At 28.2% G+C, this 25983-nt stretch carries 24 protein-coding genes; 20 read left to right on the top strand and 4 right to left on the bottom strand.

Annotation, left to right across the window (positions count from 1 at the left end; genetic code table 11):
• The first annotated feature begins 14 nt into the window (after window positions 1–14).
• Window positions 15–2219: a DNA topoisomerase III gene (locus OIO11_RS00120; RefSeq protein WP_268069319.1), complete on the top strand. Its 2205-nt coding sequence runs from the start codon at window positions 15–17 to the stop codon at window positions 2217–2219.
• Window positions 2220–2264: 45 nt separating this feature from the next.
• Here OIO11_RS00120 and OIO11_RS00115 read toward each other — a convergent pair whose 3' ends face one another.
• Window positions 2265–2852, bottom strand: coding sequence for a DUF1836 domain-containing protein (locus OIO11_RS00115; RefSeq protein WP_268069317.1), 588 nt, complete (start codon window positions 2850–2852; stop codon window positions 2265–2267).
• Window positions 2853–3171: 319 nt separating this feature from the next.
• Here OIO11_RS00115 and trhA point away from each other — a divergent pair, with 319 nt between their 5' ends.
• Window positions 3172–3822 (top strand): PAQR family membrane homeostasis protein TrhA, encoded by a 651-nt coding sequence (gene trhA / locus OIO11_RS00110; protein ID WP_268069316.1) that lies wholly within the window; start codon window positions 3172–3174, stop codon window positions 3820–3822.
• A gap of 116 nt (window positions 3823–3938) precedes the next feature.
• Window positions 3939–4277, top strand: a complete 339-nt coding sequence (locus tag OIO11_RS00105; protein ID WP_268069314.1) for a thioredoxin family protein — start codon at window positions 3939–3941, stop codon at window positions 4275–4277.
• A 50-nt stretch (window positions 4278–4327) separates the two neighbouring features.
• Here OIO11_RS00105 and truA read toward each other — a convergent pair whose 3' ends face one another.
• The gene (gene truA / locus OIO11_RS00100; protein WP_268069313.1) at window positions 4328–5065 is read right to left on the bottom strand and encodes a tRNA pseudouridine(38-40) synthase TruA; all 738 of its coding nucleotides are present in this window, start codon (window positions 5063–5065) and stop codon (window positions 4328–4330) included.
• 211 nt (window positions 5066–5276) lie between these two features.
• Here truA and OIO11_RS00095 point away from each other — a divergent pair, with 211 nt between their 5' ends.
• From OIO11_RS00095 to OIO11_RS00085, 3 genes are all read left to right on the top strand, one after another.
• Window positions 5277–6599, top strand: a complete 1323-nt coding sequence (locus tag OIO11_RS00095) for a hemolysin family protein (protein ID WP_268069312.1) — start codon at window positions 5277–5279, stop codon at window positions 6597–6599.
• A 193-nt stretch (window positions 6600–6792) separates the two neighbouring features.
• Window positions 6793–7491 (top strand): metallophosphoesterase family protein, encoded by a 699-nt coding sequence (locus OIO11_RS00090; RefSeq protein WP_268069311.1) that lies wholly within the window; start codon window positions 6793–6795, stop codon window positions 7489–7491.
• Between the two features lie 104 nt (window positions 7492–7595).
• A complete protein-coding gene (locus tag OIO11_RS00085) occupies window positions 7596–8180 on the top strand; it encodes a hypothetical protein (protein ID WP_268069310.1) in 585 nt (194 codons plus the stop codon).
• 62 nt (window positions 8181–8242) lie between these two features.
• Here OIO11_RS00085 and OIO11_RS00080 read toward each other — a convergent pair whose 3' ends face one another.
• Window positions 8243–9133 carry an MBL fold metallo-hydrolase gene (locus OIO11_RS00080; RefSeq protein WP_268069309.1) on the bottom strand — a complete coding sequence of 297 codons (891 nt, stop codon included), beginning with the start codon at window positions 9131–9133 and terminating at the stop codon, window positions 8243–8245.
• Window positions 9134–9320: 187 nt separating this feature from the next.
• Here OIO11_RS00080 and OIO11_RS00075 point away from each other — a divergent pair, with 187 nt between their 5' ends.
• The 12 genes from OIO11_RS00075 to OIO11_RS00020 all read left to right on the top strand — a co-directional run bounded on the left by OIO11_RS00075 (window position 9321) and on the right by OIO11_RS00020 (window position 23380).
• Entirely contained in the window at window positions 9321–9686 is a 366-nt protein-coding gene (locus OIO11_RS00075; RefSeq protein WP_268069307.1) for a NifB/NifX family molybdenum-iron cluster-binding protein, read from the top strand.
• Between the two features lie 12 nt (window positions 9687–9698).
• Window positions 9699–10529, top strand: a complete 831-nt coding sequence (locus tag OIO11_RS00070) for an ATP-binding protein (protein ID WP_268069306.1) — start codon at window positions 9699–9701, stop codon at window positions 10527–10529.
• Complete coding sequence (locus tag OIO11_RS00065; protein ID WP_268069305.1) at window positions 10520–11383, top strand: ATP-binding protein; 864 nt, start codon at window positions 10520–10522, stop codon at window positions 11381–11383. Before OIO11_RS00070 ends, OIO11_RS00065 begins: the two co-directional genes overlap by 10 nt.
• Window positions 11384–11740 carry a NifB/NifX family molybdenum-iron cluster-binding protein gene (locus OIO11_RS00060; RefSeq protein WP_268069304.1) on the top strand — a complete coding sequence of 119 codons (357 nt, stop codon included), beginning with the start codon at window positions 11384–11386 and terminating at the stop codon, window positions 11738–11740.
• A gap of 79 nt (window positions 11741–11819) precedes the next feature.
• Entirely contained in the window at window positions 11820–12284 is a 465-nt protein-coding gene (locus tag OIO11_RS00055) for a DUF134 domain-containing protein (protein ID WP_268069303.1), read from the top strand.
• Between the two features lie 364 nt (window positions 12285–12648).
• Entirely contained in the window at window positions 12649–12912 is a 264-nt protein-coding gene (locus OIO11_RS00050; protein ID WP_268069302.1) for an ATP cone domain-containing protein, read from the top strand.
• A gap of 243 nt (window positions 12913–13155) precedes the next feature.
• The gene (locus tag OIO11_RS00045) at window positions 13156–13512 is read left to right on the top strand and encodes a hypothetical protein (RefSeq protein ID WP_268069301.1); all 357 of its coding nucleotides are present in this window, start codon (window positions 13156–13158) and stop codon (window positions 13510–13512) included.
• 30 nt (window positions 13513–13542) lie between these two features.
• Entirely contained in the window at window positions 13543–14907 is a 1365-nt protein-coding gene (gene rlmD, locus OIO11_RS00040) for a 23S rRNA (uracil(1939)-C(5))-methyltransferase RlmD (RefSeq protein ID WP_268069300.1), read from the top strand.
• A gap of 483 nt (window positions 14908–15390) precedes the next feature.
• Complete coding sequence (locus tag OIO11_RS00035) at window positions 15391–16434, top strand: ComEC/Rec2 family competence protein (protein WP_268069299.1); 1044 nt, start codon at window positions 15391–15393, stop codon at window positions 16432–16434.
• Window positions 16427–19219, top strand: a complete 2793-nt coding sequence (locus OIO11_RS00030) for a hypothetical protein (RefSeq protein ID WP_268069298.1) — start codon at window positions 16427–16429, stop codon at window positions 19217–19219. Before OIO11_RS00035 ends, OIO11_RS00030 begins: the two co-directional genes overlap by 8 nt.
• Before the next feature lie 341 nt (window positions 19220–19560).
• On the top strand, window positions 19561–21555 hold the full coding sequence (locus tag OIO11_RS00025; RefSeq protein ID WP_268069297.1) for an ATP-dependent nuclease: 1995 nt from the start codon (window positions 19561–19563) through the stop codon (window positions 21553–21555).
• 13 nt (window positions 21556–21568) lie between these two features.
• The gene (locus OIO11_RS00020) at window positions 21569–23380 is read left to right on the top strand and encodes an ATP-dependent helicase (RefSeq protein WP_268069296.1); all 1812 of its coding nucleotides are present in this window, start codon (window positions 21569–21571) and stop codon (window positions 23378–23380) included.
• Window positions 23381–23719: 339 nt separating this feature from the next.
• Here the strand turns inward: OIO11_RS00020 and OIO11_RS00015 are convergent, their stop codons facing one another.
• On the bottom strand, window positions 23720–23935 hold the full coding sequence (locus OIO11_RS00015; RefSeq protein WP_268069295.1) for a helix-turn-helix transcriptional regulator: 216 nt from the start codon (window positions 23933–23935) through the stop codon (window positions 23720–23722).
• Between the two features lie 183 nt (window positions 23936–24118).
• On the opposite strand from OIO11_RS00015, the gene OIO11_RS00010 reads away from it, so the two are divergent.
• Window positions 24119–24898, top strand: a complete 780-nt coding sequence (locus tag OIO11_RS00010) for a ParA family protein (protein ID WP_268069294.1) — start codon at window positions 24119–24121, stop codon at window positions 24896–24898.
• Entirely contained in the window at window positions 24895–25860 is a 966-nt protein-coding gene (locus tag OIO11_RS00005; protein WP_268069293.1) for a ParB N-terminal domain-containing protein, read from the top strand. The genes OIO11_RS00010 and OIO11_RS00005 overlap by 4 nt, the downstream gene beginning before the upstream one ends.
• The last annotated feature ends 123 nt before the right edge of the window (window positions 25861–25983 follow it).

The following is a 25983-nucleotide window of genomic DNA, read 5'->3' as shown; positions in this document are numbered from 1 at the left end:
GAGGATGATACAGTATGGGAAAAATTATAGTTTTAGCGGAAAAGCCTTCAGTGGCTCGTGATATAGCAAAGGTACTAAAGTGCAATAAAAAAGGAAAAAGTTCATTAGAAGGTGATAAATATATTGTTACATGGGCTTTGGGACATTTAGTTACTTTAGCTGATCCAGAAAGCTATGGAGAAAAGTATAAAAAGTGGAGTTTCGATACTTTACCAATGTTACCAAAGAAAATGGATTTAGCTGTAATTAAAAAGACAGCTAAACATTTTCATGAAATAAAAAAAATAATGAATAGAAAAGATGTTGATGAATTAATAATAGCTACTGATGCTGGACGAGAAGGTGAGCTTGTTGCAAGATGGATAATTGAAAAAGCCAATTTTAAAAAGAATATTAAACGTTTATGGATATCTTCTCAAACAGACAAGGCGATAAAAGATGGGTTTAATAATCTAAAGTCAGGTAAGCAATATGAAAATCTATATGCATCAGCAGTATGCAGAGCAGAGGCTGATTGGATTGTGGGACTTAATGTGACAAGGGCTTTGACATGCAAATATAATGCCCAGCTTTCAGCTGGAAGAGTACAAACTCCAACACTGGCTATGATAGTACAAAGAGAAGAGGAAATTAAGAAATTTATACCTAAGGACTACTATTCTATAACAGGAAGTGCTAATGGTTTTATACTTCAATGGCAAGATTCTAAAGGAAATCAAACCCGTACGTTCAATAAGGAAAAAGCTGATAAGATTGTTTCAGAGGTTAATGGAAAAGTAGGAGAGATTGTTGAAGTTAAAGAAACACCTAAGAAAAAATATTCACCTTTATTATATGATTTGACGGAGCTTCAAAGAGATGCCAATAGAAAATTTGGATATTCTGCAAAGCAAACATTATCAATAATGCAGAGATTATATGAAAATCATAAAGTATTGACTTATCCAAGAACAGATTCCAGATACTTGACTACAGATATAGTAGATACTTTGAAAGAAAGGCTTAAAAACATAGCTATTGGTCCATATGCAAAGGCGGCTAATACTGTGCTTAAAGGAAATATAAGAGCTAACAAAAGCTTTGTAGACAACAATAAGGTTTCAGACCATCATGCTATAATTCCAACTGAGCAGAAGGTTAGTTTAGGGGAATTAAGCTTTGAAGAGAGAAGTATTTATGATTTAGTTGTAAGAAGATTTTTATCAGTATTATACCCACCTTTTGAATATATACAGATTAGTACTGTGGCTTTAGTTAATGGAGAAGTATTTTTGGCTCAAGGGAAAATAGTTAAGGCTAAAGGGTGGAAGGCTGTATACGATAAGGATGAAGACTTAGACGAGGAAGATTACAACGGCGACAATGAAAATATTATAAAAGATCAAGTGTTACCTGAGGTTAATAAAGGAGATAAGATAAAGCTAACAGGGGTTAAGGTTGTTAAAGGACAGACTAAACCTCCAGCAAGATTTAATGAAGCTACATTGCTTTCAGCTATGGAGAATCCTCAAAAGTATATGCAAACTAATAATAAAGAACTTATGAAAACTATAGGAGAGACTGGTGGATTAGGTACAGTTGCCACAAGAGCAGATATAATTGAAAAATTATTTAATACATTTTACATAGAGAAAAAAGGAAAAGAAATAATTCCAACATCTAAAGGAAAGCAGATTATAGAACTTGTGCCTTCTGATTTAAAATCTCCTATATTAACAGCAGAATGGGAGAAGCAGTTGTCACAAATAAGTAATGGAAATTTAAATGATAAGAAATTTATAGGAGATATGAGAAATTATGCTTCAAAGCTTGTTGGAGATGTTATATCTAGTACAGATAAATATATTCATGACAATATGACTAGAGCAAGATGTCCTGAATGCGGAAAATATTTACTTGAGGTTAACGGTAAAAAAGGAAAGATGCTTGTATGTCAGGATAGAGAATGTGGATATAGAAAAGGTATAGCAAAAGTAACTAATGCCAGATGCCCTGAATGTAATAGAAAGTTAGAGTTAAGAGGTAAAGGCGAAGGTGAAATATTTGTTTGCACTAATTGTGGTTACCGAGAAAAAATGTCAGCCTTTAAGAAAAGGAAAGAAAGTCAAAGTAAGAATGTTAGTAAGAAAGATGTAAACAGATATTTAAAAAATCAAAAGGCAGATGAACCAATAAATTCAGCACTTGCTGATGCATTAGCTAAATGGAAAGAACAATAAATAAAAGCAGCTTAATACACATTAAGCTGCTTTTATTTTGAATTATTAAAGTTGCATAAAAAATTCATCAATTATTTTCTCAGCTAACCTTTTTTTTATGTTAGCTTCATTTATTAAGGTAAGAACTGTAATAAACATTTGAGATAAATCAACTTTATCCAGATTTTCAGTATGTTCTTTAATTAAAGTGGATTTTTCTTGCAAATTCTTATTTAGATTATCTACTTCAGTTTTCTTTATTTTTAAGAATGAGTCATAGATTTTATCAATTTCAAGTCTATCTATATAATCATCTTCTAAACTTTTAATTATTGGTTTAAGCAAATAACCGATATCATTGATAGATAGATTTTGTTTTAAATAGTATATAAGAATAAGTAAGATTATATGCTCTCTTGTATATTTCTTTTTATTTGGAGGCATAAGTATTTTTGCTTTGGTATAATTATTTATCATTGTTTTAGTAAGAATTTTATCTTCTTCATTCCTTTTAAGATGATTTAACTTATTTTCAAATAATGTTATTACCTGATCCATATATAAATCTAATGAGGGTATATCTGAAAGTGTTAAATCTTCATTTAAGGAAAGTCTTTCTATAAATGAAGAAATATCTTTTTCGCTAAATTCCATAAAAACACTCCTATTATTTTAATCAACTTAAAAAAATATTATCATATATATGACTATATTTCAACAAATAGTAATCAAAACTACGTTTTAATATATAAATATTTAAGAAAATAATATAAATAGAAATTTGTAGTAAAACGGATTAAATATAATATAATCTCCATTATTAAGGAAAAATTAAAGTATTTGATAAAATATGGAACTTATATTTAAAATATTAATGTGGTAAAATAAGTTCAGTACAATACGTAGTATTGAAAACTACGTGGCGTGGTGATGATATTCAATGTTTATATCTTATAATAAGGAGTGAAAGTGTATGAAAAATATATTTAGAGATCCGGTTAGTGGATTGACACACTTATTTGGAGCTTTGGCATCTTTAATAGGGTTGATAATATTAATAAGGTATCAACTTAATATTCCAAATTCTACGCCTTTAGGGTTAACAGCAGTAATAATGTTTGGAATAAGTCTTATTTTGCTTTATACAGCCAGTTCCGTTTACCATCTTGTTAAATCCTCAGATAAGGTTATTAAAATTTTAAGAAAATTAGATCATTCTATGATTTTTATATTAATTGCAGGTACATATACTCCTGTATGCCTTATTTCACTAAATGGAAGACTAAGATGGATAATGTTTATATCCATATGGGCTTTAGCTATCATAGGGGTATCATTTAAAATGATATGGTTTAATTGTCCAAGATGGTTATCAACTTTATTTTATGTATTTATGGGGTGGATTGCTGTATTTTTAATTTCTCCTATTTCTAAGGCTATAAATATAAGAGGTATAGTATGGCTTATATTGGGTGGAGTCTTTTATACTGTAGGTGCAGTAATATATGCAGCTAAATGGCCTAAGATAAATTCTAAAGTTTTTGGATTCCATGAAATATTTCATCTGTTTGTACTTGCAGGAAGCTTTTGTCATTACTTTATGGTATTTAAGTATGTATTATAGAATTAAAAAATAGTTCTTATTCACTAAATATATTATAATAAATATAGGATAAATAGTTAAATATATTACTATTTGTCCTATATTTTTATTGATATAAAGAAAGGATTAATAAAATTATGAAAACTAAAGATGAGATAAACAAATTAAAACTATTTATAGAAGAAAATTCTTTGGTAGCAGTATATATTTCTTCAAACAAATGCGGGGTATGTCATGCTTTATTGCCTAAAATTGAGATAATGCTTGAAAGATACCCTGAAATTAAACTGAAAAAAGTAAATATAGATGAATATACTGAAATTGCAGGTGAATTTTCAATTTTTACAATACCAGCTGTTCTTTTTTTTATAAATGGTAAAGAAGTTATAAGAAGAGCAAGGTTCATAAGCATGGATGAATTAGAGCAAAGTATAAGCAGATATTATAACATGCTAGGTATTCATGAAAAGTATTGACGTAATAGAATAAAAGAACTAAGCCGCTAATAAATAGAGGCTTAGTTCTTTTAATATATAACATTAGTTAAAAACAGTCCATGGGCTGGTGCAGTATCAGAGGCTAAAGAACGATTCTTTTCATTCATTATTCTTTTAACATCTGTTGGGGGAAATTTTCCTAGTCCTACTTCAATTAAAGTTGCAGCTAAAATTCTAACCATCTTATATAAAAAACCATTTCCATTAAAAATTATATCAATATTTTCTCCGGATATTTTAAAATCAATAGAGTGTATTTTGCGTATTGTGGATTTGTTTTTAGACTTTAGAGCTGTAAAGCTTTTAAAATCATGTTCACCTATAAAAAATTCCGCTGCTTCTTTCATTTTTTCTATATTCAATTTCTCTTTAACATGATAGGTATATTTACCATTAAAAACATCGTGAATTTTAGAATTATGTATTTTATAGGTATAAATTTTTTGTGAAACATTAAATCTTGAATGGAAGGATTCTTCTACTTCTTCTACTTTTTTAACTACAATATCTTGAGGTAAAGATCTATAGCAAAAGTCTAAAAGCTTTTCAATAGAAATATTAGAATTTGTAAAGAAATTTGCCACTTGATTTTCTGCATGAACTCCTGCATCTGTTCTTCCTGAAGCAATAAGTTCAATATCTTCTCTAAGTATTTCACTTAAAGTTTTTTCTAATTTGTGTTGAATAGTATTAGTATTATTTCCAAGTTTTTGCCATCCTTTATATCTAGAACCATCGTATTGAATAATAATTTTTATATTTCTCATATTAAATCTCCTTACTTTCTATAAGTTACTTTAACCATTTTAAATGATTTTAAGTTAATAAGCAAATTTATAATTAAAATTAATACGTCATATGGTTAGGATGACCAATATTAATTACTATTATGATAATAAAATTCCATAATAATATGGAACTGTTAATGGAATAATATTTATATATTTTAACAACTTAGTCTTTGGAGGAAACAAAGAGATGAATAATAATGGAAGCTTTTTATTGCAATTATTTTTTATATTACTATTGATTTGTTTAAATGCATTTTTTGCAGCAGCAGAGATTTCAATTATTTCTTTAAATAAAAACAAGATGAATAATTTGGCTGAGAAAGGTAATAAAAAAGCTGGCTTACTTATAAAGTTAGTTGATGAACCCAGCAAATTCTTTGCTACAATTCAGGTAGGTATTACTTTAGCAGGCTTTTTTGCCAGTGCTACGGCAACTGCCAGTATTTCAAAACAATTGGGAAAGGTATTAAAAAAAGTTGATATTAAATTTATTTCTAATGCCAGCAGTCAAATAGCAATTATTATTGTAACTATAATTTTAGCCTATATTACTTTAGTGTTAGGAGAACTGGTACCAAAGCGTATAGCGGTACAGAAGTCTGAAAAAATCGCTATGGCTGCAATAAGACCTATAATGTTATTGTATAAAATTACTTTGCCTTTTGTTAGAATTCTTACATATTCCACGGATTCCATAATTTCATTGTTAGGGATTAAGCATGATAAGGTTGAAGAAAAAATAACTGAAGAAGAAATAAGAAGAATTATTAATGAAGGAGAAGAAAAGGGAGTTTTAGACAAAGAAGAAAAAGAAATGATACAAGGGGTATTTGATTTTGATGATAAATTAGCAAAAGCAGTAATGACGCCCAGAACTAAAGTTTTTGCTGTTGATGTGGAAATGAATATAAATGAAGCAGTAGACTTAATCATAAAAAAACAATACTCCAGAGTGCCTATATATAAAGATAATATGGACAATATAATAGGGATTATAAATATGAAGGATTTACTTAAATTTTTAGTAGGGAAGGAAAAAGAAATTACATCCTTGGAAGATATATCGAGAAAACCGTATTTTGTTCCAGAAACAAAGGATATAAACATATTATTTAGAGAGCTAAAAGAAAGTAACAATCACCTGGCTATTTTAATTGATGAGTATGGAGGATTTTCAGGTATTGTTACAATTGAGGATTTAATTGAAGAAATACTTGGAGATATTTTTGATGAATACGATAAACTTAGAAAAAATGAGGAAGTTATTGTAAAAATAGATAAAGATACTTATATTGTAAGTGGATTGATATCTATAAAGAAAATAAATGATGAATTAGGTATTGGTTTGCCAGAGGAAGATGTTGATACTTTAGGGGGATTTATTTTAGATTTAATTGGAATCATTCCAACAGAAGATAAGGAATATTCAGTACAGTATAAGAATATTACTTTTTTTATAGAAAAGGTAATAAACAAAAGAATAGAATTAATTAAAATACATATTGATTAGAATTCCAGTATCTAAAATAATTAATTGAAAATACTGTTATATTATTATAGTATAAATATGTGATAAAAAATTGTACCTAATATTACCTATTGGTTGCAATTATCAAGGTTCATTGTTTGAAGATCGATTTATGAAAAAACTTCAATGAATCTATAATAACACTATTTAAAAACTAAACTTAGGAGGAATTTTAATGAATATAGCAGTTATTTCAGATATACATGGAAATATTTTTGCACTGGAAGCGGTATTACAAGATATAAAAAATAGAAATGTAGATACAGTAATATGCCTTGGTGACTTGGTTGGATATGGTCCTTTCCCAAATGAGGTTATAGATTTAATCAGAAAAGAAGATATTTTAGTTATTATGGGAAATTATGATGCTGCTGTTGTTTCCAATGATATAAAATACATACAAGATAACGAATTAAACAGAAACTTTGCACTGCCTTGGTCTGTAAATGAAGTGAATGAAAATAATAAAAAATATTTAAAAAGGCTTCCAGAAAATATTACTGTTATTGATGAAGGAAAAGTTATGACTTTTGTTCACGGCAGTACAAGAAGCATAAATGAATATTTAAAGGAAAATTCTAAAGAGGCTGAAGAAGTAATGAAGGAATATGATGGAGACATATTGGTTTGTGCACATACTCATCTGCCATATATGAAAAAATATGGTGAAAAGATACTTATTAATGATGGAAGTGTTGGTAAGCCTAAAATAGGAAGACCTAATGCTTCATATGGTATTTTAACATGTGATGAGGATACTATAGACTTTCAGGTGCTTGAAATCCCTTATGAGTATGAAAAAAACATAAAAGCTATGGAAGAAAGAAATTTTCCTAAACAATTAGTAGATTCATTAAGAACAGGAAATGCTTAATCTATTTGTAAGAAATAAATCAAACAATACCATGACTTATTTTATGATTACAAGAATATAATAATAATAGATATATAAATTTGGATTGAAGGGCAGGAGAAATCTTGGGTAGGGTTATAAAGAAAGGTGACTACTTAGACAAGATATATGAGAGAAATTCAGAGAATGGTAATTATATTATTCCAATATCTTTAGACAAGTGCAATGACGTATTTAATGATTGGGATAATGCTCCTTTTAAAAAAAGAGATATGGACCCAGATTTAGCAGATTTTCTAGAGGATTGTTCAGAAGATATACCTTTTAAATATGGAATTGATGTGTGTTTTTATATTTCCCAACAGGAAAAAGATGAAAGTAGAGAACAAGCTTTAAGATCTAGTTTTAGGAATTACTATTATTATTACTACATGTCAGAAACAAAATTTTTAAAAGAATCTCATAAAAAAATATTAAAATATATTGTAACCTCATTTTCATTTCTAGTTATAATATTTTTATCTACAGGTATCTACAAAGAAAATATTCTGGCTAGTACTATAAAAGAAGGTATAATGATAGGTGCTTGGGTGTTCTTGTGGGAGGCTATTTCAATTTTCTTTTTTAAAAAAGGAGAAGTTACAGAAAAGATAAAAAAATATAAAAGATTTAAAGAGTGTTCAATATATTTTAAATATAATAATTTATAGATGAATAAGAATAGAAAAGGCATATATTGCGTGAAAAACTTTTACGCAATATATGCCTTTGTTTATTTTTTGAAATAATAAAGCTTTCCGTCTTCAATGGAACAGTCTATTAATTCTAAATCATAAAGATAAGATATGAATGCAGAAATAGAACACAAGTCTAGTAAGTATTCTTTCACATCCACAGAAATATCATTTAATATTATTATATTTTCTAAAATATCCTCTCTTGTACAAGGTTGATCCAATAATTCCAGGATTGTTTGAGACGTTTTTTCTATATTTTCTATATTGTTATCTATTAATATGTTAAGTTCATCTCTGCTTAGTATATCTTTACCATGGCTTATTACAAAATATTCTGCTTCAACTTCCTTCAGTTTGTTTAAGGTTCCCAGTCGTTCTTCTATGTTAAAGAGATATGGAAAAGGATATTTGTCCAAAGTTTCGCTGCTGAAAATACTATCTCCAAGAAAACATATCTTTTCAGGAGTTATAATTCCAATATCTCCTTCAGAATGACCGCTTAAAGACAAAACTTCAAATTTATCATCATTAATTTTATTTATTCCATATTCTAAAGTAAAGTCTACATCAAAGGCTTTTTTGGGTTTAAATAATTTTTTTGAAGGAACTGCTGATGTAGATAAAACAGCATGCAGATTAGGATTTTCCATGTATATCCTTTCTTTTTCAGAAGTGTAAACTAGGGTTCCAGGATAGTTTTCTTTAAAGTAGTGATTACCCCCACAGTGATCAATATGACTGTGTGTATTAATTATATATTTTGGGTGAAGGTTATTTTCTTTAAGAACTTCATCAATTTTCCTTGCAATAGTATTGTTTATTCCAGAGTCTATTAAAAGACAGAATTTATTTTTGAATACATATACTCCAATATTGGTTTGAGAAGGAATGTAATAAGTATTTCCTTTTAGCTTAACAAGTTCCAAAATTGTCACATCCTTTGCGTTAAATCATTATTAAAAATATAGCATATATATAATAAAATAACAAATACTTATTGGCATTTGCCATTAAACAAAAAATGGGGTATAATTATATATAGCATATGCCATAATAAAAGCATAAAAACTGCTTATGCACAATATAAATATTTAGAGAACAGGAGGATTAATAATGAAAATAGTAGTATCAGCTTTAGGTAAGGATAAAACTGATCTTTTAGATCCTAGATTTGGAAGATGCAGTTATTTTCAAATTTTTAATACAGAGACTAATGAATATACGTCATTGGAAAATAATGGGGTTACTTCATCGCAAGGTGCAGGAATAGCAGCAGCACAGCAGGTAGTAGATAATGAAGTTGATGTTGTAATTACTGGAAGTGCAGGTCCTAATGCTTTTAGGATATTAAATGATTCAAATATAAAAATATTTAAAGGAACAGAGGAAAAAGTTGAAGATGTTATAAAGATGTATGAAGAAGGAAAGCTTGAAGAAATTTCAGGTGCTGGAGCCGCTCACAAAGGTATGGGAAGATAGGAGTTGAAGGCTTTGAACATAGCAGTATTGAGTGGAAAGGGTGGAACAGGCAAAACAACAGTATCAACAAATTTGGCAAAGGTTTTAAAAGCTAACTACATTGATTGTGATGTAGAAGAACCAAATGGATTTATATTTCTAAAGCCTGAGATAGTTAAAAAAGAAGAGGTTAGGGTTATATATCCAGTAATAAACGATGAAAAGTGCATTATGTGCGGTAAGTGTGCACAGATATGCCAGTTTAATGCTCTAGCAAAAACCAAAAAAGATATATTGTTGTTTGAAAAATTATGTCATGGTTGTGGAGCCTGCCAAATAGTATGTCCGAACAATGCCGTTACTTTTGAAGAAAGACCAATTGGAATTATAGAAGAAGGAAAATCAGAGGATATGAGTTCAATGAGAGGGATACTTAATATTGGAGAACCTATGGCTGTTCCTGTAATAAAAAAGCTTTTAAACAGTATAAAGGGTAGTATTAATATTGTAGACTGTTCTCCAGGGACTTCCTGCAATGTAGTAAATATTCTTCAGCAGATAGATGCAGCTGTACTTGTAACTGAAACTACAGAATTTGCACTTCACGATTTAAAACTTGCTGTAGAGCTTGTGAAAAACTTTAACATACCTTTTGGAGTAATTATAAATAAAGAAATGAAGGAAGATAACATAATTAGAGATTACTGCAGTAAGGAAAATATTAAAGTCTTTGGTTCAATACCTTACAGCAGAGAAATAGCTGAGGTATATTCAAAAGGAGAAATGTTAGTTGACCATCAAAAATATAAAACTATATTTGACAGCACGGCTGAAGAGATAAAGGCGGTGATATCTTGGAATTAGTTGTTATAAGTGGTAAAGGAGGAACTGGTAAAACTACTATAGCAGTAGCTTTATCAGAGCTTGCTCACAATGTAGTTAAGGCAGATTGTGATGTGGATGCACCAAATCTTTATCTTATGTACAAAGGAGAAGATATACAAGGAAATGACTTTATTACAGGAAAAAAGGCTGAAATAAATATAGATAAATGTATCAAATGTGGAAAATGTGAAGAGGTATGCCGCTTTGATGCAATAAAAAATTATAAAATTAATGAATACAAGTGTGAAGGATGTACAGCTTGTTCTTTAGTGTGTCCAAGTGGTGCAGTTGAAATAAAAGATGATATTGGAGCTGAAACTCTGGTTACAAAAGCAGCTAAAGGAATTATTTCAAGAGCAAAGATGGAAATAGGTGCGGATGGTTCTGGAAAGCTTATAACTGAAGTAAGAAAAAATGCAAAAGATTATTCAAAAGATAATCTGGTAATAATTGATGGTTCACCTGGTATAGGATGTCCAGTAATTTCTTCAATAACTGGTACAGATGCAGCTTTGGTAGTTACAGAACCTACAAAATCTGGACTTGAAGATATGAAAAGAGTTTTGGAGGTTTGTGATTATTTCAGAGTTAAAGCTTTAGTATGCATAAATAAATCAGATATAAATAAAGAAATTACAAAAGAAATAAAAAGCTTCTGTAAAGAAGAGAATTACGAAGTTGTAGGAGAAATTCCTTATGATGATACAGTAATGAAAGCCATAAATGAGCTTAAGGCTATAACAGAATATAAGGAAAGTAAAGTAAACTTGGAAATAATTAGAATGTGGGAAAAAATAAAAAAATTTTTATATAAAAAAGAGGAGGAATTTTAAATGAAAATAGCAGTAGCAGTAGAGGGGAATTTTGTAAGTGGACATTTTGGACACTGTGAAGGGTTTAGAATTTATGAAGCAGAGAATAATAAAGTTATAGGCAGTCAAATGGTTGCAAATCCAGGTCATAGACCAGGTTTTTTACCAGTATTTCTAAAAGAACAAAATGCTGATGTAATAATTGCTGGTGGAATGGGAGCAACTGCTCAACAACTATTTAATGAAAATGGTATTAAGGTTGTTGTAGGAGCTAGTGGAGAATCTGATAAGATTGTAGAGGGATACTTACAAGGAATAGTACAATCTACTGGTTCAGTATGTACTGAACATGCACACGAAGGACATTGTGAAGAATAAAAAAAAAGGGTGATTTTATCCCCTTTTTTTATTATAATAAAACTTATAAAGATTTGTTATAATAACAAGGAGGATAATGATGCCAAGACCTGTTAAGTGGAGAAGAGTTCAATTTGTTCCTGAAAATAATTATTTCATGCCATTGAACAAAAGAAAATGTGAAATAGAAGAAATAGTACTTAAAATAGAAGAATTAGAAGCTATGAGACTTAAAGATATTGAAAAGTTAAACCAGGAACAATGCGCAGAAAAAATGAGGGTATCAAGGCAGACTTTTCAAAATATAATCGACGAAGCAAGACGTAAGGTTGCTCAAGCTTTAACAGAAGGCAAAGCTATAAAAATAGAAGGTGGAAATTACACCATAAATATTTGTGCCTTAAAATGCATAGAATGTGGAGATGTTTTTGAAGTAAATTATGAAAATAAAGAGAGAAAATGTCCAAAATGCAGTTCCACAGAAGTGATATGTATAAAAAAAGAGAATTTCTGCAGCAAAAGGTGTGGGAAAATAAATAATATGAATTCCTATGGTGACAAATAAAATACTGATAAAGAATATATATAAGTTGTAAATACTATTAATTGTATTAAGATTTCGTTGAAGTTTTTTTATGAATTGATAATTGAACCATTAATATTGAGAATTACAATATATATGTTAATAAAAAAATTTAAAATATATGTTGACAGCTTGGCCTAAAAGAGGTATATTATACATGTAAATGCAGTAAAACATATTAAGGAAACGTTTAAATTACTTAGCAATTGACCCTGAAAGAGGCAATTGACGTAAATACCTCGAGTTAAGCAGGCAGTTGACCAGAGCGGCAATTGACCTGCTTATTGACTATTTTCAATACTAAGGAAAAAATATGTATTTTAATTAAATTTAGGAGGGGAATTTTATGAAAGTGATTAAGCGAAATGGAAGACTGCAGGAATTTGACGTTAATAAGATTAAGGTATCCATAATGAGAGCTTCAGATGATTTGAAACAACCTTTAAATTCATCAGATATTGACAATATTACTCAAAGTATACAAGGTACCATAAAAACATATAATGAAGATTCTGTTAAAGCGCAAGAAATACACAGAATTGTTGTAGAAGAATTGAGAAAATACGGATTTCAGCATATTGCAGAAGCTTATGATGAAGGAAGTAAATAGTGGAATATTTTACCTCTGGCAGTTTTGCTAGAGGATTTTTTAAATTTTATTGACTTTACATATGCATGATACTGGTGCATAATAAATTTATCCGATGTCTACGTCGCTAATATTTTCGCCTCTATAGGTGGATAGGTAAGTGGCTACGACATGGATAAGGGTTTCTAAGTTTTAGATGGAGCAAAAACTCCACCTGAAACTTAGAATCCTATTTATGTATTTTTGACAAGGGAGGCAAATGGTATGTTAGAACAGAATAGAGAAGAGGAAAATGTTATGAAAACGGTAGAGAATGAAGAAATGAAAATAGAAAGTGAAAGTATTGAGAGTTTTGCTTGTGAAACAAAAGAAAAAATAACTTTTATTGATACATTCAAATCAAATTTAATTGATATAGTATCAACTGGAGTAATTTCAATTGCAGCACTATATATATTTGATATATTAATTAGAGTAACTGCTGGATATTATGTAAAAGAAAAAATACCAATGCTGTTTATCTTTTATTTAATTTCATCACTTTTGTATACAAGTATTATGGAAAACAAAAGTGCAGATACTATAGGAAAAAGGGTATCAAGAATAAGAATAACAAAATAAAGAAATTTATTTAGGAGTGAAGTCGAACATATGAGAAAAAGAAAAGTATACGATTTTAACATAGAAAGCACAGAATTTCCAGGATTCGGAGTGGCTTACCATGAAGGTAACAAAGTTTTAATAAAAAGTGCACTTCCAGGGCAGAAGATTAAAGCTTTCGTACATAAATTTAAAGGTGGTAATGCACAAGCAAAGATAAATGAAATTCTTGAAGATGTAGATTATAAGATAGAACCAAAGTGTCCTGTATTTGAAATATGTGGGGGATGTTCTCACCAATTCATTTCTTACGAAAAGCAATTAGAGTTTAAAAAAGAGCAGGTGCTAAAGCTATTTGAAAATGCGGGTATTGATGGTTTTGAATTTTTAGGTATAGAAGGAAGTCCAGAAGAATGGGAATATAGAAACAAGATGGAGTTTTCTTTTGGAGATATGGAAAAGGGTGGAGAACTATGTCTTGGAATGCATATGAAAGGAAAGAGCTTTGGAATAGTTAATGCTGATGCATGCCAAATAGTAGATGGAGATTTCCGCGCTGCCTTAAAAGTTGTACTGGATTATTTCAGAGAAAAAGGACTGCCTAAATATAGAATAATGAGCCATGAAGGCTATTTAAGAAATTTAGTTATAAGAAAAGGTAAAAATACAGGGGAGCTTCTTATAAGTTTAGTAACTACATCTCAAATAGATTTTGATATGACAGAGATTGCAGAAAAATTAAAGAATATAAGCTATAAAGGTGAATTAAAAGGAATTCTGCATATAATTAACGATTCACTGTCAGATGTGGTTCAAGCTGACAGAATAGAAGTTCTTTACGGACAGGACTACATAATTGAAGAGTTATTAGGTCTTAAGTTTAAAATATCACCATTTTCTTTCTTCCAGACAAATTCTAAAGGTGCAGAAAAGCTGTACAGCATAGTTAGAAATTTTATGGGAGATGCTAAATCAAAGGTAGTATTTGACCTTTACTGTGGAACAGGAACTATTGGACAGATATCTGCCCACAATGCAAAACAGGTTGTTGGAATAGAACTTATAGAAGAAGCAGTAGAAGCGGCTAATGAAAATGCTAAGCTTAACGGCCTTGACAATTGTGAGTTCATTGCAGGGGACGTAGCTAAGGTAATAAAAAATGTAAAAGTTAAGCCTGATATAATAATATTAGATCCACCAAGACCAGGGGTTCATCCGGAAGCATTGAAATATGTAATTGACTTTAATGCTAAGGATTTAATCTATGTTTCTTGTAATCCTAAGACTTTAGTAACTGATTTAAAGGTTCTTATAGAAGCTGGATATAAGGTTGAGAAGGTTGTGGCTAAGGACATGTTCCCGCACACCCCTCATGTGGAGTGCGTAGTAAGAATACGTCGCAAAGATACCTTATAATACTTGAATTCATGCACTTTACCAGCTTTTTTAACTTCAACACACAAAGTGATGATTTTAAGAATAAAGAGCAAATTAATGGTGTGAAAGTAAGAGTGGGTATTTGATATGATGTAAGGGGACACGTTAGTGCAAATTTAATATAAAGTAGAAAAAGACTATGAAGAGCTATTATGGTTGAAACTTCATGGTCTTTTTGTGTTTTATAAACTTGAGATTATAAAATTGATGTTAAACCTCATATATTAATGAAAAATAAATATTTTGTAATATTAATAGATATTTAGAAGGTAAATATTAAATTTTGTAGAATACAGTACTTAAATGTTAATTACGTTAGATTTGGAGAATATTAGAATGATTAAATATAAAATAAAATTGAATTGAATTAAGTTATAGATAATTTTATCTATAAGAATTAATTCAGCTTTATTTTTTTAAAAATACCAAATCCTATGTCTATTTTATATAGGAGGACAGAGTATGAAAATAAAAATGCTAAAAGCTTTTAATGGGGATAGCTTGATTATATCATTTCCTAAAAATAAAAAAACGAATTATAATATATTAATTGACGGAGGTATAAGTAGAACATATAATTGTACTCTAAAGAAAGAAATTGAAAATATTATAAAATCTGAAGAATTTATAGATTTGTTAATAATCACACATGTAGATGATGATCATATAGGAGGAATTATTAAATTTTTTGAAGACGTTTCAATAGATAAAAGTATAGTTAAAAGAGTTGTTTTTAATTCAGCATGGTCATTAGCTGAAAATTTTAATACAATATATAATTTAAATAGAGAGCAAAAGATTGGAGATGGAAGAACATGTACTAGCTTTAAGCAAGGACTCACATTAGAAAAAAAACTAAAAGAATTGAATTTATTAGAACCATACATTATTAAAGCATTAGATGTTATAGAGATAGGAAATGCAAAATTAACAATATTATCACCTTTAGAAGAAACGCTTAAATTACTTAATGATAATTGGGAAATTGAAAAATTAGAAGATCTAAATTGTAGTGCTAAGATGAATGACTATAATAAAACTATTCAAGAATTATTAGATAGTAATAAAGATAAAAATGATAGTTCTTTAGTAAATGAGTCAAGCATTGCATTTTTGTTAGAAATAAATGAATACAAAATTTTAATGTTAGGAGATGCATATCCAAATAGTATTGTAAACACATTAAAAAAATTAGGGTATTCTAATTTGAATAAATTAAAATTGGATTATTTGAAACTTTCACATCATGGGAGTAATAAAAATATTAATACTGATTTTTTAAATATAATAGAATGTTCTAATTATTTTATTTCTACTAATGGAGTTAGATATAATCATCCCAATAAAGCTACATTAGCAAAAGTAATTAATACACAAAAAAATATTACTTTTTATTTTAATTACAAAGTATATGAAAAAATTTTCAAAAAAAAAGATTATGAACAGTTTGAATTTAAGTGTATACAAATTAATAATGAATATGTAGGAGAAAGTAACTATGAGTGAAAAATGCGAAATAAGTCCATTTTGTATAAAATTCGAATGTAAAGATATTCAAGGAACAGGAGTATTAATAAAACTGAATAATAGTGATAAGGATATTATAATAACTGCTGCACATTGTTTAGCGGAATATAAAACAAAAGAAGATATTACTTTTGATTTTAGTTTTAATTTTAATATATTAGATGTATGGATAAATGATATTGAAAAAGAGATTGATATTGCAGTTATAATTATAGAAAAATTTAATGATGAAACTATACCATTATATATTCTAGATGATATTGAAGATATTAGCGATAAACATATTTTAATATATGGATATCCAGTTTATAAAAAAGATAATGATATAAAATATGAAAAATTAGAAGCTAAGTATTATGGAAAAAGTAAAGGAAATTATAGATTGAAATTAAATGAGAATATGGATACATTTTATAGTGATGGTAAATCTTTGATTGATGGGATGTCAGGTTCTCCAGCATACATATTAGAAAAAGATAATGTATATTTATTAGGAGTGTTTAATAGAGTAGAACATTCAGATCTTGCCTATAATGAAGTAAACATAATTTCAATTAAAAGTATTATTGAAAAATTAGAACATGAAAATTTAATTTATTGCATGGATGTTAAAAATAAAAGTGAATTGAATATAAAATTTACAAATTCGAACAATACAGATAAACATAAGAATGTTTCAATTTTAGTTATTGGAAGCAGTGGAAGTGGAAAATCCACTTTTATTAAATCTTTTTCTAAACATGAAAAATTAATTGATGCTAGTGGAGAAGGACAAACTACTAGAACAAACATAGAATACAATTTTTTTTCAGATTCAAAAAAATGCAAACCTCATGTAAAGATAAAATATTTAAATAAGGCAGATTTTGTTGAACTTAGAATGATGCAGATAAAAGAAAAACTTGAATCAAATATCAAAAGAAAAATAGATTCTTTTAAAGAAAATGAGCTAGAAAGAAAATTATTTCATACATTATTACAAATAGATGGTTTCTTTTCATACAAAGAATTTGATTTTGAGCAAAATATATCTGCAAATATATATGAAGAGTTTCAAAAATGGTTTTCTAAAGGAAGAATTAAGGAAAAATATTCAAATGAAGAATATAAAAAATATATTATTAATAAAAATATAAATTTAGATAATGAAGACAAAAAAGATGAAGAATATGAATTAGAAGATATCATAGAGTTATTTTATCGTAGAATTTTTGACATTTGTAAAGAAGCCATTAAAAATTTTCCTGAAAAAATTGAATTAAAAGATGATATGGATATTGAGACTAAGAATAAATTGACATATTGTTTAAAAGTTTGTGAAGGGGATAATAATAAAATTTCTGTTACGGGTATGATATCTAAAGTTATTATAAAGGATAATATTTGTGATATTTATAAGAACTACTTGAAAAGATTGAACATAAATAAATTAACCTTAATTGATACATATGGGCTTGATCAGAATGAGGCATTAAGTGAAAATTTATTAAAAGATAGATTGCCAAGAATATTTAAAGATTATGATAACATTGAAACAGTTTTTTATATAAGAAAGCTTAATTCTGCTTCTCCTTCAGATTTAAGTACAGCTATTCCAGTTTTATATGATATTAATCCTAAAGTTATTTTATATATGATTTTTACTGAAATTGATAAAAATGATTTAATCTCAAGTGAATGTAATAATAACCCTATTATAGATTTGATTGAATTAAATAAGAAAAAAACAATAAAAGCCGTAGAATATTTTTTGGAAAAAAGTGATGATTATTATAAAGAACCTCATAGTATAAAACAAAAAATGGGAGAAAATAAAATCCCCAAACCACTCATTGAAAGTACTTACAAGGTACTAATTGAAAATTTAATACCTTATTGTGCAAAGTTAGAAAATATCAATTATAAAGAAAATAATAAATATCATATAGAAAAACTATTAAAGGCTATTGTTAATAAAGAACATTTAGGAACAGAGTTGATATCAATAAATAATATTGTAGAGAATATCGAAAAAGATAATGCAAAAGCTGTTATAAACAATTTATTACGCAAAATGTTTGCAATTTCCAAAATAGAATGGTATAGTGGAAATTCTGGACACGGACATTGGAGAACACAAGAAGCGAATATAACAAGAATTAGAAAAGGAGAACTAGGCTACTGGGGAACATATTGTGATTTGTGGAGTCAAAGATTTTTAACTGGATATAATGAGGTATTTTCAAAATTATCTGAGGATGATGTTTTGAACTTGTTTGATGCCAATTTTTCAATGGAACAGACAACACCTATATTAAAGCTATTTAATGAATTTTCTAGGTATTTTATTGGATGCAAAAAGCTTAATCTTACTACTTTTACTTCTTACGAAAGTCATTGTAAAAATTGTTCGATAAAAAATAAATGTTTTAAAGAATTATTATTGAATAGTTATACAGAAAATGAACTTTCGGAAGAGTGTAAAGACAGAGTAAAGTGGTTAAATGATAGATATAATTTTGATAAAAGGTTTGAAATTATTTCACAAAAAATATATCTTAAATTTAAAGATACATTTTTAAAGGAATTTATTAATGAGTGTAGAAGTCATAATGCTAGAATTATTTCTGATATATTAAAAAAAGATGACAAAATATCTTTTTCTAAAGTTAAACAAGAAATAGCTAATTATTTTAAAGACTATGATTTATCTAGAGAATCTAGAGAGTTTAAAGAAATATTTAACAATTTTATAATAGAATTAAAACTATTTGATGTTGAATAAACTTTTGTATGGGAGAGTTTAGCTATTTACTATAGAATAGAAAAAGACTATGAAGACAGCTATTATAGCTTAAAACTTTATAGTCTTTTTGTGTTTTATAAATTATACACTGTGCGAATAATGTTAATTTTTATATATTAATAAAAAATATAAATATATTGGAGTATTTGTGATTATTTAGAAGGAAGATTCGGGATTTTGTAGAATATTACGATAGAGTGTTATTTTGAATAACTGAATTAACGGGTCAATCTTTAGTTTTAGATAATTGTGCAGTTATGTAATAAGACGAATTATTTATATAGTGGGAAGTAAGAAATTTTATGGAGGTAAATAATAATATGAAAAGTTTATATATTTCTAGGGTAATAATAAAGAATTATAGAAATTTTAAAGATATTGATGTTAGATTAAATCATAAGCAAGTAATTATTGGTGAAAATAATATTGGAAAAACAAATTTCTTAAGAGCTTTACAATTAGTGTTAGATCCAAGTTTTTCTGACGAGGATAGATATTTAGAAGAAAATGATTTTTTTGACGGTTTAGAAGATCCAATAGAAAACAAAGAAATAATAGAGATAAAAATCTATTTAAGTAATTACATTAATAACAAGAACATTCTTGCTCAGCTTTCAGATGCAACAGTAAAAGAAAATGGTGAAGAGAAACTTTTGATTACATATAGATATTTCCCAATTGAGAAGGAAAATGGAGAAATAGAGTATCAGTATATTATTTTTAAGGGGAAAGATGAGTCAAAGAGATTTACTCATGAAGATAGAAAATTTATAAATCTAAAAGTTATTAAAGCATTAAGAGATGTAGAAGGTGAAATGAAAAATACTAGGACATCTCCTGTCAATAGATTGCTTAGAAGTTATTGTATAGACAAGAATGATTTAAAAGATATTGCAGAAAAGCTTGGGGAAAGTGGTTCAGATGTATTAGATTTAGATGAAATTATTGATTTAGGTAATAATATTAACAGTAGATTCACTAGTATTTTGGGAATGGGAAGTGATTTTAATGTTTCTCTAAAAACTATTGATATTGATCCAAATAAACTTCTTACATCTTTGAAAATTCTTTTATCCGATAGAAATACTAGTGAGATTAGCTTAGGTTTAAATAACATCCTTTATATATCATTAGTTTTATTGTTACTTCAGGACAACACGGTACCTACATATTTAAAGAAATCAAAATTTGAAGAACTTAGAGCTAAAAAAGATGGTGAGATTTTAGATAGTGTTTATGAAATAAATGATAAGTGTAATTATTTTATTAAGGACAGTTTAGATGTTGTAACAAAGGAAAAACTATATAAATTCATGGATACACACGATCCAAAATGTGATGGTATAACGATTTTAGTAATTGAAGAACCAGAAGCACATTTACATCCTACATATCAGAGACTTATATATAAGGATGTTATAAAAAATAGTGACAATTCTGTTTTATTAACAACACATTCAACACATATTACATCAATAGCGTCGATTGAATCAATTGTTCATCTTCATAACAATAAAGATGGTGGTACAGATATAAATTCAACGACTGAACTCAATCTATCATCCGATGAATTACTTGATGTTGAAAGATATGTTGATGTTAAGCGTGGAGAAATATATTTGGGCAAAGGTGTAATTCTTGTTGAAGGTATCGCGGAAGAATATTTAGTACCAAGATTTGCTGAGTTAATAGGAAAACCATTAGATGAAAAAGGTATAGTTGTGTGTAACGTAAACTCTACTAATTTTAAGCCATATGTTAAATTGCTTATGAAGTTGAAAATCCCTTTTGCTGTTATTACAGATGGAGATTTTTATTATGAAAATGTATCTGATAAAGGAGATGTAACGAAAAAATTTCATGTTATGAATGATGAGGATGATCAAAGAGAGTTTGGTTACTTAGGAAATTCAATAATTGAAAACATTATATTAGATCTTGATATAAAGAAAAGTGATGAAATTCCATCTGCTTTTATAGAACAAGATGAATTGTTTAATGATTTAGGATTTTTTATCGGATATTATACATTCGAAGTAGATATGATGAAAGCTTGTGCTAAGAATGCTAAAGCGAAAAAAATAATATGTGATGTTTTTAATAGTTTGACAAATGGTGGAGATAGGCAAAAAGAGAATTTTAAAAATGAATTAGAAAAAGGTGATTATTGGAGTTGCTTAAGAAAAATTGAGAGTAATGGCATTGGAAAAGGTAGATTTGCTCAAATAATGTCCATTAAATGTGATGAAAAACATGTTCCAGCATACATGAAATCTGCAATAAATGATATTTATAAAAAGGTAGATGAGTTTTAATATGAGATATTATATGGAGAAAATGCAACAGATAAAAAAAGATGAGATACAATTTGAAGCGTATAATACCCAAGAGAGTACTGTAGTTATTGCAGGTCCTGGAAGTGGAAAAACTACAGTTTTGACATTAAAGATTATTAAATTATTAAGAGAAATGATTAAAGAGCCAAGGGGTTTAGCCTGTGTAACCTTTAGTAGAGAAGCTGCCAGAGAGTTTAAACAGAGATTAAATAAATTGGGATACGAAGAAAGACAAAACGTATTTTTAGGAACGGTACACTCATTTTGTATCTCAGAAGTGTTAGGAAATTTTGCTCATTTATACGATTATAATATACCAATGCCAATAAAAATTATTTCTGATAAAAATAAAAATAAGTTATTTAAAAAAGTAGTTGAAGATTTAGGAATAGACAATACTGGAATTAAGCTCAGTGAGATGGATAAAGAAAGAACTCTAAATATTAAAGGAATCAGTAGTGTAAAAATACCAACATATGATGTTGCTTTAAAAGCAGCACATGAGTATGAAAAAAGGTTACATAAATCTGGCTTTATGGATTACGAAAGTATTATTAAATTTTCTACTTTATTAATACAAGAACAAGAATACGTTAGAAAATGTTTAAGTGCAAAATTTCCATGGATTGTAGTTGATGAATATCAGGATTTAGGCAGACCTTTACATGAAATGATACTCTCTCTTTTTACTAAAACAGAAATAAAAATATTTGCAGTAGGTGATCCGGATCAATCAATTTATGGATTCTCAGGAGCTATACCAGATTATTTGCACGAGTTATATAAGAGAAATGATATCATAGCTATTGAGCTGAAGAATAACTACAGGAGTAATCAAGACATTGTTGACGGATCGGAGTTAGTATTGAATTCGAAACGGAATTATGTTGCAGCAACTAGAAAAGAAGAAAAAGCAGAATTTGTTTTTATAACATGTGAAGAGGATTTAGAAGATCAATATAATTGTTGTGTGAATGAAATAATTCCTTATTATATAGATAAAGGAATATCGCTTGAAGAAATAGTAATACTTGCAAAAATAAATGAAAATGTAAAAGATTTAGCTAAAAAGTTTTCGGAAAAGAATATACCACATTACATTTCAAAACATGATTTTGAAAGATCTGATTTTGTTAAATGGTTAGAAACATGTGGTTCGTGGGTAAATGACAAAATAAGCGTTTCTTTTGATGAAATATATTTATATTGGGAAAGATTAATTTTGCTACATAATGATAAAGAATTTTTTAATGGAAACCGTAGAATTCTTGAAAAGAGAAAACTTTACGATGTTTTAGCTAATAGTTATGAAAGTAGAAGTAAACTTAAATTATGGATACAAAATATTATAGAAAATCTCAATATATTCAACATATTGAATGGGTCAAGTGTATATCCAGATGAAATAGATAACTTGGAAAAGTTATTAAATGTGGCTTCTCAAAACAGGTATAAGAACTATGACATTTCAAAGTTTTCAAAACTAGGAAAACCTGAAAATCAAGTTACTTTGACTACAAGGCATAGTTCAAAAGGGCTTGAGTTTGAAGTAGTGGTTATTTTGGGTATGGAAGAAGGAAATTTTCCGGATTATAGAAGTGTATCTGATTCAAGAAAAGTGGCTGAAGAAAATAGAATGTGTTTTGTTTGTATAAGTAGAGCTAAAAAAGCGTGTGTTTTAGTAAGATCAAAATATTACAATATAAAAAAAAGGAATGGGGAAAATTGGCATAAATTTTGCGAGGAATCTAGATATTGGAAGATATTACATAAAAAACATGCTGGTAGTAATGATTTGAAATAACAATAATTGATTCAATCTACAAAAATTTAAAAGATAAATTGTAAATAGGTATACTAAAATAATTTTAGCAGATTTGATTTATAGCATAGATTATATTTGCATTTATTTCTTTTTAACATATAAAAATGTGAGATTATCATAATTACTTAACAATATATAAGTTTTTTTTGACTAGATTAATAAGAAAAGCAACAACCTATTATGCATAAGATGGTGATTTTAAAACTATAAAAATTTATAATACAACATCGTATAATTATAAAATAGAAAAAGACTATGAAAAGCTTATACAGCTTACAATTCATAGTCTTTTTGTGTTTTATAAATCACAAAAAAGTACTATATTCTATCTCCATCTTCAAAAACAAAAAATCCTTCAAATTTACATCCAAGAGCTTTGGCAATTTGCTGAAGCTCTTTTTCTGAGAAATTATCACGAGAAAGTTTGTTGGATAAGTTTTGATTAGTGGTTCCTATTAATCTTGCAAGCTCAGATATAGTAGTTTTTTTCCTTTTTATTAAAATGCGAATTTTTTCGCCCATTGTTAAAGCCATGTTATTCACCATCCTTATTAACAATATACACTTTTAAATGTGATTTATCAATAAATACAAATAAAACTAAACTAAATAATTTAATATTACTTGAAATAATACACTTATTAGTGTATTATCAAACTATAAAATGTTAAGTGTAAAAACAAGCAAAATTAATTTAGGAAGGTGGATGCTAAAGATATGAGTAAAGTAATAGCAATCGTTAATCAAAAAGGAGGGGTATCTAAAACTGTAACAACTTTAAATTTAGGATATGCTCTATCTGAAATGGGGAAGAAAGTTTTACTTATAGATTTTGACCCTCAGAGCAGTTTAACTGTATGTTTTGGCTATGATAACACTGACAGCATTAATACCACAATATACAATCTGATGGCACTGGCTATTGAAGAGAAAAATCTGCCTGAAAAAGATAAGTATATTCTTTCAACAGGAAAGGTTGATCTTATTCCATGTAACTTGGAATTATCAGCAATAGAAATAGCACTGGTTAATGTCATGAGTAGAGAACTTATTTTAAAGTCTATTATTGATGAAATTAAAGAAGATTATGATTATGTTATCATTGACTGTTCTCCATCACTTGGAATGCTGACAATTAATGCTCTTGCAGCCTGTGATAGTGTAATTATACCAGTTACTCCTCAATACCTTTCTGCTAAAGGATTGGAATTATTATTAAAAAATATTCTAAGGGTAAAAAAGAGGATTAATCCTAAAATACAAGTTGATGGAATACTTCTTACTATGTATGCAGAAAGAATGAAATTATCAAAGGAAGTGCTGTCAATTATACAAGAAGCTTATGGAAGTCATATTCATATCTTTGAAAGCAAGATACCAACATCAGTAAAGGTTGGAGAATCTAATTTGAGAAATAAAAGCATCATAGAATATAATCCTAAGAATAAAGTATCAATAGCCTATGGGAACTTTGCAAGGGAGGTTGTATCAATATGAGTGAGAAAAAGTTAATGAGTTTAGCTGATATGTTTGGAGAAGATACTGAGGAAAAAGAAGCTGCTAATCAAACTGAAATTGATATATCAAAGCTTGTATCCTTTGAAAACCATCCATTTAAATTATATGAGGGTGAGCGACTTGAAAATATGGTGCGAAGTATTAGGGAGCTTGGGGTTATTGTTTCCGTTATTGTAAGACCTAAAGGTGAAAAATATGAGATTTTATCTGGTCATAACAGGGTAAATGCTGCTAAAATAGCAGGACTATTGAAAGTACCAGCAATAATTAAGGACAACCTTGAAGATGAAGAAGCAATGCTTATTGTAACAGAAACAAATCTTATGCAGCGTTCTTTTAGTGATATGCTTCATTCAGAAAGAGCAGCTGCATTAGAGCAGCATCATAAGGCACTAGCTTCTCAAGGTAAAAGAACAGATATTTTAAAAGAGATTGAAAGTCTCCTAAAGGCTGATGAAATCAAGGGCGATGAAACTTCTCGACAAGTTGGCGAGAAGTTGACAAGTGTAGATGAAACAGGAAAAACTTATAATCTTTCAGGTAGGTCTGTATCAAGATATTTAAGAATATGCAATCTTATAAAAGAGTTGAAAGATAGACTAGATATGGAAGAAATACCTTTTACAGCTTCAGTAACTCTTTCTTATCTAACGGAGGAAGAGCAATGTATTGTAGAACTTATTCTTTCTGAACATAACTTCAAAGTAGATATGAAGAAAGCTGAAAGTTTAAGAGCATATTCAGAAGGAAAAAAACTAAATGAAGAAACAGCTTATGCAATTCTTTCAGGAGAATTAAATAAAAAGAAAAAGATAAATAAGCCATCACCTATTAAATTAAAATCTAAGCTTATCAATAAATTCTTTGCACCTGAAACTAAGCAGCCTGAAATTGAGGATGTTATTGAAAAAGCGTTAGAGTTATATTTTAAATCACAATAGATGATTGCAGAATTTAAAAATTAAAAATGTGGATAACTTTTAAAAATTCACTTGAAACTGTTCAAAAAAAGGTACAACAAAAAGCCTTTTGATAAAAAGGTATGCGTAGCATGTAAGCTTAAA

The organism is Clostridium sp. ZS2-4 (assembly GCF_026719745.1).
Classification (GTDB): domain Bacteria; phylum Bacillota; class Clostridia; order Clostridiales; family Clostridiaceae; genus Clostridium_H.
The sequence above is the reverse complement of the archived record's forward strand: the minus strand, read 5'-3'. Positions and strand labels throughout refer to the sequence as shown.

Bases quoted from the DNA above. Each gene is read 5' to 3' on its own strand.
- OIO11_RS00115 (WP_268069317.1), bottom strand. From the start codon at position 2,852: ATGGAATTTAGCGAAAAAGATATTTCTTCATTTATAGAAAGACTTTCC.
- OIO11_RS00105 (WP_268069314.1), top strand. From the start codon at position 3,939: ATGAAAACTAAAGATGAGATAAACAAATTAAAACTATTTATAGAAGAA.
- OIO11_RS00035 (WP_268069299.1), top strand. From the start codon at position 15,391: ATGAAAATAAAAATGCTAAAAGCTTTTAATGGGGATAGCTTGATTATA.
- OIO11_RS00095 (WP_268069312.1), top strand. From the start codon at position 5,277: ATGAATAATAATGGAAGCTTTTTATTGCAATTATTTTTTATATTACTA.
- OIO11_RS00050 (WP_268069302.1), top strand. From the start codon at position 12,649: ATGAAAGTGATTAAGCGAAATGGAAGACTGCAGGAATTTGACGTTAAT.
- OIO11_RS00030 (WP_268069298.1), top strand. From the start codon at position 16,427: ATGAGTGAAAAATGCGAAATAAGTCCATTTTGTATAAAATTCGAATGT.
- OIO11_RS00005 (WP_268069293.1), top strand. From the start codon at position 24,895: ATGAGTGAGAAAAAGTTAATGAGTTTAGCTGATATGTTTGGAGAAGAT.
- OIO11_RS00015 (WP_268069295.1), bottom strand. From the start codon at position 23,935: ATGGCTTTAACAATGGGCGAAAAAATTCGCATTTTAATAAAAAGGAAA.
- OIO11_RS00010 (WP_268069294.1), top strand. From the start codon at position 24,119: ATGAGTAAAGTAATAGCAATCGTTAATCAAAAAGGAGGGGTATCTAAA.
- OIO11_RS00020 (WP_268069296.1), top strand. From the start codon at position 21,569: ATGGAGAAAATGCAACAGATAAAAAAAGATGAGATACAATTTGAAGCG.
- OIO11_RS00075 (WP_268069307.1), top strand. From the start codon at position 9,321: ATGAAAATAGTAGTATCAGCTTTAGGTAAGGATAAAACTGATCTTTTA.
- truA (WP_268069313.1), bottom strand. From the start codon at position 5,065: ATGAGAAATATAAAAATTATTATTCAATACGATGGTTCTAGATATAAA.
- OIO11_RS00120 (WP_268069319.1), top strand. From the start codon at position 15: ATGGGAAAAATTATAGTTTTAGCGGAAAAGCCTTCAGTGGCTCGTGAT.
- OIO11_RS00055 (WP_268069303.1), top strand. From the start codon at position 11,820: ATGCCAAGACCTGTTAAGTGGAGAAGAGTTCAATTTGTTCCTGAAAAT.
- OIO11_RS00025 (WP_268069297.1), top strand. From the start codon at position 19,561: ATGAAAAGTTTATATATTTCTAGGGTAATAATAAAGAATTATAGAAAT.
- rlmD (WP_268069300.1), top strand. From the start codon at position 13,543: ATGAGAAAAAGAAAAGTATACGATTTTAACATAGAAAGCACAGAATTT.
- trhA (WP_268069316.1), top strand. From the start codon at position 3,172: ATGAAAAATATATTTAGAGATCCGGTTAGTGGATTGACACACTTATTT.
- OIO11_RS00090 (WP_268069311.1), top strand. From the start codon at position 6,793: ATGAATATAGCAGTTATTTCAGATATACATGGAAATATTTTTGCACTG.
- OIO11_RS00045 (WP_268069301.1), top strand. From the start codon at position 13,156: ATGTTAGAACAGAATAGAGAAGAGGAAAATGTTATGAAAACGGTAGAG.
- OIO11_RS00060 (WP_268069304.1), top strand. From the start codon at position 11,384: ATGAAAATAGCAGTAGCAGTAGAGGGGAATTTTGTAAGTGGACATTTT.